Here is a 13557-nt window from a genome sequence, read left to right as displayed (position 1 = left end):
TGTCAAAGGAGGAAGATATGCCTACATATGAATTTAAGGCAAAAAATTCGGAAAGCAAGATCATTGAAGGAAGAAGCAAATTCAAAAACAAGGAAAGTCTGACCGAGCAGTTGGAGCTTAAAGGGTACACCCTGGTAGAAGCCAAGGAACTGAATGCAATTACAGACATATCACAGATATCGATTTTTAAGGCCAAGGTAAAGGTAAAGGATCTGGCCGTATTTTGCAGGCAGTTTGCCATAATACTCGAAGCCGGTGTTCCCATAGCAACGGCACTGGATGTGTTAAGGGAACAAACCGCAAACCCTACCTTAAAGGAATGTATCTCTGATATATATGAGGATATACAAAAAGGAACAGCACTGTCGGTATCCATGAAAAAACATGATGACCTTTTCCCGGAAGTACTGATTTACATGGTTGAGGCCGGTGAACTCAGCGGTATGCTGGATAAAACATTTACCAGGATGGCCGAGCATTTTGAGAAGGAAAACAGACTGCACCAGAAGATAAAAAGCGCCATGACCTATCCTGTTATAGTACTTATGGTTGCCGTAGGAGTAATATTTGTATTGATGGTAAAGGTGGTTCCTTCATTTTCCGGTATATTGGGAGGGTTTGGTGTGGAGCTCCCTGTATTTACAAAAGTACTGATTAATATAAGTAAATTTTTTCAAACCTTTTGGTGGGTGATTCTGGCAGTAATAATAGCAATGGTTGTCGGTTTTGCCCGGTTTAAAAAAACAACTCCCGGGCGGCACTTTTTCGGCAGCCTTGCCATAAAACTGCCGGTTATGAAGCAGGTTACAAAGAATGTCATAACCGCCCGCTTTTCAAGGACGATGGGAACGCTGATGGCATCGGGGGTACTTATAATCCAGTCGCTGGAAGTTGTCCAGAAGCTGCTTGGCAATATCATTATAGAAGAGAAAATCGATTCGGTCATAAATGATATCAAGCAGGGTAAGGGTTTATCCCAGCCGCTGACCGCAATGAAATATTTTCCGCCCATGATGGTTTCCATGATCCGTATAGGCGAAGAATCAGGAAATCTGGACTATTCCCTTGACAAATCCGCCGATTTTTACGACGAAGAGGTTGAAACCTCGGTCCAGCAGCTCACATCTCTAATTGAACCAATCATTGTAATATTTCTCGCAGTAATCGTTGCATTCGTTATTTTAAGTATCCTCTATCCTATGATGAGTATCTATCAGACAATGTCGGCTTAATGCCATCTCTTATATTTTTCTGCTAATGTTCAACTCAAAATTGTATAGAATGCGTTTAGTTAGTGCTAACCGCTTTTTATAATACCAAAAAACAAGCAATAGAAAGGAGTTCAACATTATGAACAGCGTTGTATTATCAACATCACAGGAAATTAAAGGGGGTGAAAAATTGAAAAAGCTGAAAAACAATAAAGGTTTCTCACTGGTGGAACTTCTCATAGTTATAGCCATAATGGGCGTTCTGGCAGTTATAGCTTTCAATATGTTCGGAGGAGTTCTGACCAACAGTAAGAAGAGGGCTGATGACCAGCAGGCTAAGAATATTGAAAAAGCAATACTTACCTACTGTATAGATTCCAATGATTGGAAACTTACTGGCGCTAAAGATGAAGGTGGTGCGAGTATATCTATAGTAGGTATTCCAGGACATGATCTTATCCAGATTTTAATGGAACCGATATTTGATGCAGAAGGAAAGGAATACGGCCCATATTTAAGTTTGAAAGATCCTGAAAAGGCAATTACAGATGATGTTAATGCAAATGCTTATGATCCGCAGTGGAATACTGATAGTGGTGGAGATTATACGGGATGGAAGATAAAGACATTCCCTAACAAACAGTCCGTAAAGGTTGAACCGACAAAAGATGATGATGCAATCGTTTCTGTAGCTACTGAGTAACATCAGGAAGATAATATAGAAACAACCCTGTTCTCCTTTTAATTACTGGAACTTGCAAAGAATTAAAAGGAGAACAGGATACACTTAAAAATTTTTGGAAACATGTTTAATTCAACTTTTAATACAGTTATAAGCTAATAAATACAGAAGTTGGTGATACCTTATGAAAAAAAGGAATAACAGGGGTTTTACCCTTATAGAAATGCTGCTTGTACTGGCCATAATATGCATAATGCTGCCCCTCATATACCAGCTGTATAGTTTCGGGCAGGAGACCTTTACCTATAATAGCAGACTGATTGCCCAGCAGTACACCGTGACCAATGTCATGTCACACATCCGTGGTGACATAAGAAAGGCGGCAGTTGTTTCGGTAGAGAATACGGATGATGAACACAGCTCGGGTTATCCCAAAATAATTACACTGAAGCTGGGCTATATAGATACCGATCCTGGTTCCCCGGCAGAACCGGATATATATAAAATAAAATACTGGAGGTTTTACTGCGAAAAAGAAGGAGACGAGGGAGTGCTCCAGTACAGCGGAGAAAAAGCTCCCAGTGATACTGTAACTGACGGTGACTATAACACCGTTGTGACAGGCCTTGATATAATGAACTGCAAATTTGAGAGATTAACGGAATCCAGCCCGGAATGCGATTATCTGACAGTCCAGATAAAGCCGCTGGAGACAAATACAGGCAAAGCAAAAGCCAGAAATGTGAGAGAGCCAATAAAAACGGAAATTTCTGTTTTATATAAAGATGAATTATAAATTTTTAATTTGCCGTATAGGAGGAGAACAATGAAGGATATAAACCTTATACCGGAAGAAGCAAAAACCAATACCGTAATAAAAGCCGATGATGAGAAGAAAAGTTTATCGGTTAAGTCGGTATTACTTGCTGTGATCATACTCGCGGTTGCCGCCGCCGGTCTCATAAGTCCCAAGCTATATGTTAAAACACTTGAAATCCGGGCTGAGTCTGTCCGGGATGAACTGGCTGGCGAAAAATATGCCGAAGTAAAAAAGGTAAATGATCAGATTACTGCCGCCCAGGATGAAATTTCGGCAAAAAAGACAGTTATAGAAAATATATCCCAAAGCACGGCGCGGATATCCGAAATGATTGATTACGTGGAGAAATCGGCTCCGGTAGGCTTATCGGTTAACTCAATGCAGCATGCAAACGGTAAATTGACCATTAAGGGATATTCCAGAGACAGTACTGCCGTAGCCGAATATATGGCAAACCTGACAATGGTTGATCTTCTTACCGAGTACACCTCAAGTGCCAAATTTAACTACCAAAAGGCCAATGCAAACCTGGAGTATACGCTTGAATTTACCAATAAATCAACAAAAGCCAAGTAGGAGGAGCAGACTATGAAATTTGCACTTAAAAGAAAAGAAATCATGCTTATAAGTGTTCTTGCCTTATTAGTATACGCATTTGTGTTTTATAAATTTGTATGGACGCCTGTGATACCTGAAATTGCTTCTCAAAATGAGGAGATGGGCAGGCTTCAGAGTGAAAAGGCCGCATTGGATTTAAATTTGCAGGAATTGGAGTCCAATAAGGCAAAGGTTCTTTCCATAAAAAGCGGGAGTGAAAGGCTGGATGGCTATCTGAGCAGCGAAGCCAATGTTATGGATTGCATAGAATATATGGATAAGCTGGCGAAGATTGCGGGAACCGATATTACCAATATAAATATAGCGGCTCCGCTAAAAAAAGAGGCCGGTAAAGCCGTTTATTATGAAATCAAAATCGACTTTACTACCACGCAGGATATAAAAGGTATCCGGGATATTGTAGATTTTATTGAAAATAGCTCAAAGCTCATAAATATAAGCAGATTTGAAATAAAGCCCGAAAAGGAAAAGGCAAAAACCGGCACTCCTGTGACGGCTGTTAAAACTCCGGCTTCCGCCGGAACGCCCGCAAATCCGGCAAATACAAATGCCGGAGCCGGTGAAACGCCCAAAGAAAATTATGTAGCCAATATGAGCATAAGCATGTATGCCCTGAAGCTTGAGTCTGCCGATAAGTTCTATGAATACGCCAGGCATAAATTCAACAGGTATCAGTACGGTAGTATTTCGCCCCTGGAGCTTACAGCTCTGGACGTGCTCTCGGGAAAAGCAAACAATATAACGCTGGGGACAAATACGGCAGCGTCCGATTCGGATACAAAGGATTTCGAAATAAATCTGAACAGCTTCCTTTCAGCCGGGGACAATTTTACGGTATTCGGCACAGACAAGCAAAGGGATAAGTACAGCAGCAAGACAAACAAGTATATAACCATGTCGGTTAATATAAACAAATCCTCCTATACGGTAGGAATCACCGACGCCGCGGGCGTGTCTTCAAGCTTCAGCGGTGCCGCACCCGACAGGGATCTGAATATGACCATCAGCACTAATCTTTCTCTGATACCGGAAAATAAAGGACTTGGTTTGAAAATTAAAATTTTTAATAATTCCGGCAACAAACTCAATATAGTGAAAAAAGATGTGACAAAAAAAGTAATCCTGACCGACCGTAACGCAAGGGAAATCAAGGACGGTAACAATCAGGAAAAAGTCCTTATTAAATAAACCGGGCGCATGGACATAATTATGTGCAAAATGGGGAAGGGATTTGATATGGGTAAAATATTGAAAAATATCAAGGGAATGACCTTGACCGAGGTTATAATCGCGTTGGCGGTATTAGGCATTATCTCAGTCCCTCTGATTGCAGTTTTTTCAAACTCGGTATTGATTACTCAACTGACCAGAAATCAGCTGGAAGTTAATGCGGTGGTGCAGATAGTAAAGGTTGAGGTAACCCAAGCCGTAAAAAACGGCAGTCTTATTAAGGATTTTGAGGAGCCTGGTGATATTTCCAAGGCAATTGATATCAGTCCCAGGAGTGTGGGGGCCGAATCTTTGTACCTGGAGCCGGGGAATGAGACAAAGTTTTTGCATATAGATAACAGCAATCTTACCGGCAGGTATAAGTATAAGGTCAGATATATGGATAAAGCGGGGGCTACGCTGGATACCTTACAGCCCGAGCCCGATACGGTGGAATTGCTTATAATGCTGTATTCGGCCGGTGAAAAACATTTAAAGGATCTGAAGGTAGATATACATTATTAATTTAATAAGCGGGATAAGGTTCAGAATCCGTTCAAGCCATAAGGAAAGAGGGGTGAAGCGGTAATAAATGAGAAACAGAATAAAGAATCAGAAGGGCTCGATCATGATAACAGTTATTGTGATTCTGGCAATACTGGTTGTCCTGGGAGTAGCTCTTATAGACAGTTCCACCAAGGGGTTCGGAATCAGCAGGCATGAGGAAACCGCCGATATGGCATATAATGCGGCTGAATCGGCCATAGAAAAATGCTTTGCTTATATGGATTTTTTCTGCGGTAATCCGGACAATACCAAGGAAATTGACTTCGACAGCGAAGAAGATTTTGCAAATAAGGCTATCTTAAAAATCCAGGCTTCATTGAAGGGCTATACATCTCCAAAGTACGGTACCGCCCCGGACAGGATAGCTTATAAAATACAACTCGGCGGCTCAGGCTCAAACGAAGCTACTGTTGAAATAAACGACATCAGATATCTGGGGTGGGAGGAAATCCCGGGTGAAAAGGACAAAATAAATGTAACCATAGGAGTTACGGCAATTTCGGACTTCAACAGAGCCGGTGACCGCACTGTGAACAAGGAGATATTTTCAAAAAGAAAATTTGCAATGACGATACCGAGAGGGTTTGAGCTTAAGGCCGCGATATATTCCATAGGAGATCTGATGGTTGAAAACATCAATGCGCAGGTTGAGGGGGATGTCTTAGCCTTCGGAACTTCGCCCGAATATACAAAACAAACCGAGCAATATTATTACGGGGGTATTTATGCTAAGAACAGAGGCCATTTGTCGGTACGCGGGAATGCGTATACCAGAGGGCTTATCAGAACAGGGATGTACACAAGGGAAGACGGTAATCAGGACAACAGTTATATATACATATATAAGGATGCAATTGCGAACGGTATTCATATTTTTGGAAGGGGAGATAAAATCTTCGTTGGCAGAAATGCCTACACCTTTGATGACCTTGAAATGAATGGGGTAGATTCGGTTATTGCCGTAAACGGAAGCTTTGTAGGACTTTCCAACAACCTGGCAGCCTCCAACCATGATGAGAGCAGTGCAATCGTAAACAGTGCCGTCATACATCACTCAGGCTCTTTGCTTTCGGAAAAGTCACGGATAGTTATAAACGGAGATGCCATAGTCAACGGAGGAACCTTCAGGGTAGATCCGGCCTCGGGAAATACCGATATACATTTTCCACAGATAGAGGATGCATCTATTATCTCCAGAGCCAGCAATTCAGCGCCTATGTACAGGGAGTTTATGGACGGAGTCCAAACGGGAAGCATTACCATACCTGATGGCATTGCTGAGGCCAGCTACTATCACCAATGGCTGTATGAGAACAGGGGAGCGGCAATAGGTTTTGCAAACCTCATACAGTGCTGGAAACCGGCAAATTTTACCGACGATGCCGGTATCGGATTCTGGATGGCCAGCATTGACGGTGCAAGGAAAGAGGGCTTTAATGATCCAACATTTTATGATCCGGCTGCAGATAACGGAAGAATATCAGGTTTCTGTAACTATGAATTCGGTGCGAATGACAGAATATATTTCATGAATAAGGGTATCAATGAAATCAGTAAAGTGCAGTTCATCAACAACAATTTTATACTTGACAATATTGATGAAAAACCGGATATAAGCGATTGGACTGACTTCTGGAATGATTTGCCGAGTGCTGAAGATTCCGGATATAAATCGTTCTTTACCGGAAAACTGGCAGAATTGAAGGAGTTGCTTCTGCCTAAGACCCAGATATTCTCTTCCAGGGAATATACATATTCGGCATTGGGCAACTCCCCTATTAATAACACCCTGATTCAGGCACCTGGAGGCTCTTCCTCGGATAATTTGTTTATGTATATCAATGATATGCTCAATGACAAGTATCCGGGCGGAGATACCGAAGCTACCGACAGATTTGTGTTTAACCTGAGTGAGGAACTGGGTTCAGATGTTTACCTCAATGATGTAATAAAAGAAAGGGCTGAGTCCTATGGACTTTTGCCTGATGATGAATACTATAAAAGTTACTTTTTAATTTATAACTCAAAGCCCGGCATTACCATACATGTCAATACAAAGTTGAACGGCATTATTTTTTCCGTGGGACAGGTTGTAGTTGAGAAAGATGCCGATGTCACAGGCTCAATTCTTGCAGCCGGAAAAGGCTTTTCAAAGGATGCTTCAGATTATTTGCTTGATAATGAGTCTATGGTACATAAGAGTACGGATCCGGATATTCCGAATTATCTTCCCGTTGTTTTAAAGGAAGGTGAAAATCTGACGCAATTGGATAACGGAAAGTATGCGGGAGTGCATTTTAAGGGTACGTCAAACAGTGAAACCGCAAGAGTGACATTTCCGGGCAAGGATGAACTATTGGGAGAATTTAATAAGCAGGGAATGGATTTATATTCAATATTCGATTTTTAGAGGTGATGGAATGAATAAAAAATTAGCAATAATATTAACAGGATGTTTAATTGCAGCAGTAATGATGTCGGGCTGCAGCTCAGCAGGAGACGTGCAGGTGGCCGCAAACAGCAGTCAGAGCGGCAGTACTCCAAAGGTTTCCCAAACTGCGGTGAGCCAGCAGGAAGATACTGAGATTAAGAACCTGATATCCGATTATTTTGTAAAATTGTATTCGGGATATGCCTTGAACTATCAGAAAAATCTGGCGACAGGCAGCATTCCCGAAGATTTGAAAAGCTTTTTAGCCAAACGTGCCGTGGAAGAGGGGAACAACAATGCCGAAGTGGGATTGAATTTCCCGAGATTTGTGGGCATGAACGGGATTACAATGGTTTCTTACAAAATGCTTACAGAGGGTAAAGAGCCTCAGATTGATTCCACATTTATTGAAAATGTGGATGGTACGGTGTTGTATTTCGTAAAGGTCAATCTGCTGGCAAGCTGTGTACCGGACAGTACCTTTGATGCCCATTTCACGCTGGATCCAAACACCAATACATACCAGAAAACATCCGATATTGCTGCCGACCAGGTGGATTCAATCAAGGTACAGGCAAAATATGATGTGGAGCTTGTAAAGGAAAAGGAAGACAGCGGATATAAAATAATCAGAGCCAGGGAATCGGCTTACAAACACGGTGCAAAAAACAGGCTGTTCAGGTACAATAATGATTTTATTACCCGGCTGCCTTATTTGAATCTGGAGCAATCGGACGACAAGACAGGAGTTGCAAACAAGGAAGACACTGAAACCTACAAAGGTGAATGCACTGTTATAACATCCTTCCTTGACAATATTTTGAGCATGGACGGTGAAAGAAGAACACTGCTGGGCGGAAGCTGGGACGACAGCTATTCAAAATTCTGTTTGCTTGCAGAAACCATCGGAATAGACAAAGACAAGGACAAAAATGAGATCCTGTTGATCAATGACAGATATAAGGAGCTTTTTCCAAAAGAGGCACTGCTGCTTCAAAGTGACATAATGAGCATCAAGAAAAAAGGTGATTATACCATAACAATGCATCCTGCCTATTCAAAACTGAACAGGTGGTACATGGTGTCATTTAACGGAACGGTAAAAAAATCCATAGGTTCGGCTTATGCCCAGGAGTATTCGTTTGACTTCTTCATCAAGTTGACGGCGGGTAAAACCACAAAGGTGTCAAATGTCAAATTAAATAAGATGACCCCCATTGTAAAAACAGAAAGTAAAGAAGCAGCAGGCAGCACTGAATCCACAAAAACTGCTGCAGCATCAGACAGCACAGCAGTCTCCGATTCTTCCGGAAGCAGCCAGGCAGACAATGCTGCAGGAAATTCCGTTGATGTGCAGTAGTAAGATTCTAACCCGGCTGGAGTATATGTATTGAATATTATTACCTGGCATTGATTAACACCTGGGAGGTAGTTGTTTGGTTATATTTATTACTTATTTATATGTAGCCTTAATAGGGTTAATTATAGGGTCTTTCCTGAATGTATGTATATACAGGATACCCAGAGGGGAATCAGTAGTAACGGTACCCTCACATTGCACCGGCTGCGGAAAAAAGCTGGGAGCATTGAATCTGATCCCGGTGTTTAGTTATCTATGTCAGAGGGGCAGGTGCACCGGCTGCGGGGGGAAAATATCCCCCAGGTACATGCTGGTGGAAATTCTAACGGCCGGATTATTTACAGGGATGTTGTATAAATACGGTATCAGTCCTGAGTTTTTCTCAGCCGTATTTTTATCTTCCATATTAATAGTAGTTTTTTTTATTGATCTGGAGCATGGGATTATTCCGGATAGTGTTGTTGTAACAGCAGCAATAGGAGGGCTTGTATTTTTTGTGATCAGCTTTTTCATCCCATCTGATATTTATGGGGATGAAAAATGGTGGAACCCCATATTGGGTGCCATTTCAGGCAGCGGCATTTTGCTGCTGGTTTCCATTGTGGGTTCCAGAATTTATAAATCCCAGGAAGTTATGGGGGGAGGGGATATAAAAATTCTATTTCCCATAGGTTTGCTCCTTGGATGGAGATTAATGATAACTTCGCTGTTTTTGTCAATTCTGACAGCGGCAGCAGTGAGTGTTGTACTGATATGCTTTAAAATAATCGACAGGAAAGCCACTGTTCCCTTCGGGCCTTTTATAGCAATAGGTACAGTGCTTGCAATTACCTTCGGCTGGCAGCTCCTCGAAATATATTTCGGGTAAGATAGCTTTAAATTGAAAGGATTTAGTAAAAATTATGGAGGTGTGTAATGAATACGCAAAGTAAAAAAAGAAGAAAGGTATATTGTCTGGCAATAGCGGTAATGTTTGTATTAACAACATTCCTGCCGCTTACTGGCAATGTAGCCCAGGCATCCAATCCTCCCCCGGTAAAAATACTTGAAATTCAGCCTTCAACGTCATTTGATATCACAAGCACGATCAAAGCATCGTTGAAGAGTGAGTTAAGCAGGGAGATCGAAGTAACGACAATGCCTATGCCCTTGTTCATATCAAAGGCGGAAGAGGTAAACGGCTGTTACGATATTGTATACATAGGAAACAATACCGCAACCACCGACAAGTACAACAGTAACTACAAGGGAAATGTATACGGCAGATTTGGTCCTATGGTAAGTAACAACTGGTTTTATGCTAAAACAGTAGCGGGTAATAAAGAATTTTATGCCGGTAACGATATATCGGACATCGCTGCTTTAAAGCTCAAGAGTTTTATTGAAGCGGGACAGCTGATGATATTTGACAGTGGTATTTTCAGCTCAGGTATGAAGGATACCAAGCTTTATAAAAATTTTATCAATTATAAAGATAACAGCAAAGCCTATACAAATGTACAGATCGGGAATACGGGTTCTCTGTCGAGTATGCTCATAAAATACAAGAATACCGAAATGAAAAAGAGGCCCACACTTGTACTGACACAAAAACCGGTGGAATACAACGGAAATAACATTGCTGAGAATGCCGGTCTTATCAGCTTTGCCATGAATCTAAGAAACAACAACAGTGCGGCAAAGATGTCAATTAATCTTTATATTGACCAAAATGGAGACGGAGTTTATAAAAGTGATGAAATAACATCCACATACAAAGATATAGGAAGTATGGACAACTACTCTGTCAATTGCCATCTTCCCAGCAAGTTTACCGGTTTAGTTCCCTGGAAAATAGAAGTGGTTGATGATTCAGGAGCAAAAGCTTATGAAACTGGGTTTACAGCGGTTAAAGGCGATGAACAGAAAATCAGGGTTCTCCAATTGCTTCCGAATAATAATGATAATTCCGCTACGCTAAAGCTTTCTACACTGAGTAATTTTGATAGTCAGAATCTTCTGTATAAACAGGGTGAGTACAATATTATTGTTACCGAGATGAAAATCGGTGATTTTAACACAAATTACGGAAATCAAGTCAATGGTAACCCTACAACTCTCAACGGGAATTATGATATGGTAATATTCGGTTTTGAGGACTCATATATCGGTGACCTGTCGGGTAAGGCACTTAATGACATGATAGCATTTGCCGATTCAGGTCAGGCAATAATGTTTACACATGACACAATAGGTTTTACAAGCAGTGAAACAAATCTTACCAAGTATTTCAGAGACAGGCTCGGAATGAATGCTTTCGCAACAGATACAAGCAAACCCTCCGGTGTAACTGATTCAACTGGCTTGACAAGACTGGCCAATTTCTATCAAAATGGAGCCCCAAGGTTTCCGGATACAATAAAAACAAGTAAAATCAATGAAAGTAATCTCACAAAGTACCCGTATATCCTGGGAGATATAACCGTTTCGCCCACGCATCTGCAGTATTTGAGACTTGATCCAGAAGACCCCGATATTGTAACTGCATTTACTTATAGAAATGAATATATTTACAAGCATGGTACCAGGACGGCCACACTGGTTACACCTGTATCAAATGAGGATATGTATCATGAGTATGACGGTCTCAACGACTATTATACATATTTTAAAGGAAATCTTACCTTCTCGGGTACAGGTCATAGTTCCATCAAATCATTGGAAGAGGTAAAGATGTTTGTAAACACAATGCTTAAAGCATCTGTAGGTGCAAACCATGCACCTTCGGTAGAAATATTGGGTTTGAATGACGGACAGGATATTGCAAACACTCTTGAAAAACTGAATTTCAGTTTGCTTGCAAAAGACCCGGATATGGATGATAAGAAATTGAATTGTAAAGTGTACATTGACAATGACGGTGACGGAAAATATGAAACAGGCGAGAGTGTACTTACTTTGGAAGGTGCCAATGCCTTGGAGAATGAATTGGTAAAGGCTGTAGAAATGGCAAAGAATGTAAACAATAAAGTTACGCAATTTAAAATAAAAGCTGTTGTTACAGATCAGCACGGAGCACAGGGCTCTAAAGAAATAACAATAAACAATAAAGATGTTCCTGTATTGAACCTCGGCCACAATACGGTAAACCGTCTTGTTGGAGACAGGGCTGATTTGAATCTGACGGTGACTGCCCAAGCTACCAAATTCAGTACGACTTACAGTAATCTCGTACTTCAAATGAAACTGAATACTTCAGCATTTAAAGACATAGCTGCTGTGGGAGGCGGTTCCGTTGACGGCTCTGGGAACTATTCCAGGACACTGAATTCGGTAATTTTCAATCCGGCGGCAAACATTGCATCACAGAACGGGCAGCTTCAGTTTGTATGCAAAACAGAAGGAGCATTTTCTTCAACTGCAAAACTTTCATATAAAGATGCTCAAAATACGGCAAGGACAGTTGAAGATCCGGTTACTATAAATGTTAAGAACGGAACTGTCAATGTGGAACTGAAGGACAATTTTGGGGCTGCCATAGGTGGTCATGAAGTCAAACTGCAAAAGTATACCGGGGATTCTGACACACTTGATACCGGTTTTGCCGCTCTGACTGCTTTAACTGATGAAACGGGTATAGCCAGGTTCACTTCGGTACCCACCGGATATTACGGTGCCACAATTGTATTGCCTGAAGGCTACATGCCTGTAGATAACAGCAATATAGGAAACAATGTTACCAAAAAAGGCGGGTCCCAGCTGAACTATGAAAATAATTCAATAGTTATTGCTTTTCCGGCACTGTACCGTGTTCCGGTAATAAAAATCGAAGGAAAAGAAAGAATGGATATCTGGACAAAACAGCAGCTGACAATAAAGGCAGAGCCGAAAGACTTATACGGTGACTGGCAGGTAAAATGGCAGGTGGCTCCGGCTTCAGGAGATCCGGGGGATGGGATTATAGATCCTGATACGGGTATTTTATCGGCAACCAGGACTGGCGATGTTGTGGTAACCTGTACTTCTGTCAATACCGATCCGGGCGGCAGACAGGCAAGTGCTCAATATACAGTAAAAATTGAGAAGAATAATGTAGATATCAACTGATACTATTGTTATGATCCTTCTTTGTGATCAGAGGGCGTACTGTTCAATACAGTGCGCTCTTTGCAATTTGTTAAGGAAACAGCTTGTGAAAATAAGATGCAATTCATGTTGGCAATATACAAGTATATTTATATAGTAGAAAAGGAAATTTATTAGTAGAAATAATTTAACCTGTTGTGCTAATTGAAATTGTGTTCTGTTTTATTGAAATCAACTGGTAACACGAGGACAACTTCATGAAATAGGATGCACGGTTAAAAACAATTGCGATAAATTGTCGACGAAGGTAAGGCGGTTTTGACGGCAAAGCAACAGGACGCTGCTTTGAGCTTCAAATCGAGACAGGATGTCGAGTTTGAGCGACGGCAAAATCGCTTTATAATGAGGCGATACAATTTTCGTAATTGTTTTGGGTGCGTCCTATTTCATGAAGTTAGTACGGAAGTTACCAGTTGATATAAAAAAAGCAAATATAGGATAACTAGCACGATGAGTTAATTTATGCTTCTATAATTTAAAAGCGTTAAATTAATTCTCAGCATTATAGTTGAATTTAAAAAAAATCCTTGCAAA

Annotated in this window: 10 protein-coding genes; all 10 read left to right on the top strand. The window is 41.1% G+C overall.

Annotated features, from left to right (window positions below; genetic code table 11):
- Window positions 1-17: 17 nt before the first annotated feature.
- The 10 genes from CTER_RS14865 to CTER_RS14820 all read left to right on the top strand — a co-directional run bounded on the left by CTER_RS14865 (window position 18) and on the right by CTER_RS14820 (window position 12984).
- Complete coding sequence (locus CTER_RS14865) at window positions 18-1232, top strand: type II secretion system F family protein (protein ID WP_004626664.1); 1215 nt, start codon at window positions 18-20, stop codon at window positions 1230-1232.
- A 118-nt stretch (window positions 1233-1350) separates the two neighbouring features.
- Entirely contained in the window at window positions 1351-1914 is a 564-nt protein-coding gene (locus CTER_RS14860; RefSeq protein ID WP_004626681.1) for a type II secretion system protein, read from the top strand.
- A gap of 163 nt (window positions 1915-2077) precedes the next feature.
- Window positions 2078-2689 (top strand): PilW family protein, encoded by a 612-nt coding sequence (locus CTER_RS14855; RefSeq protein ID WP_004626581.1) that lies wholly within the window; start codon window positions 2078-2080, stop codon window positions 2687-2689.
- Between the two features lie 30 nt (window positions 2690-2719).
- Window positions 2720-3289, top strand: coding sequence for a PilN domain-containing protein (locus CTER_RS14850; RefSeq protein WP_004626604.1), 570 nt, complete (start codon window positions 2720-2722; stop codon window positions 3287-3289).
- Window positions 3290-3301: 12 nt separating this feature from the next.
- Window positions 3302-4519, top strand: coding sequence for a hypothetical protein (locus tag CTER_RS14845; RefSeq protein WP_004626602.1), 1218 nt, complete (start codon window positions 3302-3304; stop codon window positions 4517-4519).
- A gap of 48 nt (window positions 4520-4567) precedes the next feature.
- Window positions 4568-5065: a PulJ/GspJ family protein gene (locus tag CTER_RS27040; protein WP_165585967.1), complete on the top strand. Its 498-nt coding sequence runs from the start codon at window positions 4568-4570 to the stop codon at window positions 5063-5065.
- 67 nt (window positions 5066-5132) lie between these two features.
- Entirely contained in the window at window positions 5133-7517 is a 2385-nt protein-coding gene (locus CTER_RS14835; protein WP_040761293.1) for a pilus assembly PilX N-terminal domain-containing protein, read from the top strand.
- Between the two features lie 10 nt (window positions 7518-7527).
- Complete coding sequence (locus CTER_RS14830; RefSeq protein ID WP_004626572.1) at window positions 7528-8898, top strand: hypothetical protein; 1371 nt, start codon at window positions 7528-7530, stop codon at window positions 8896-8898.
- A 76-nt stretch (window positions 8899-8974) separates the two neighbouring features.
- Window positions 8975-9766 (top strand): prepilin peptidase, encoded by a 792-nt coding sequence (locus CTER_RS14825; protein WP_004626696.1) that lies wholly within the window; start codon window positions 8975-8977, stop codon window positions 9764-9766.
- A gap of 47 nt (window positions 9767-9813) precedes the next feature.
- Window positions 9814-12984 (top strand): DUF5057 domain-containing protein, encoded by a 3171-nt coding sequence (locus tag CTER_RS14820; protein ID WP_004626676.1) that lies wholly within the window; start codon window positions 9814-9816, stop codon window positions 12982-12984.
- The last annotated feature ends 573 nt before the right edge of the window (window positions 12985-13557 follow it).

The sequence above is a fragment of the Ruminiclostridium cellobioparum subsp. termitidis CT1112 genome, assembly GCF_000350485.1.
GTDB classification, from domain to species: domain Bacteria; phylum Bacillota; class Clostridia; order Acetivibrionales; family DSM-1351; genus Ruminiclostridium; species Ruminiclostridium termitidis.
The sequence above is the reverse complement of the archived record's forward strand: the minus strand, read 5'-3'. Positions and strand labels throughout refer to the sequence as shown.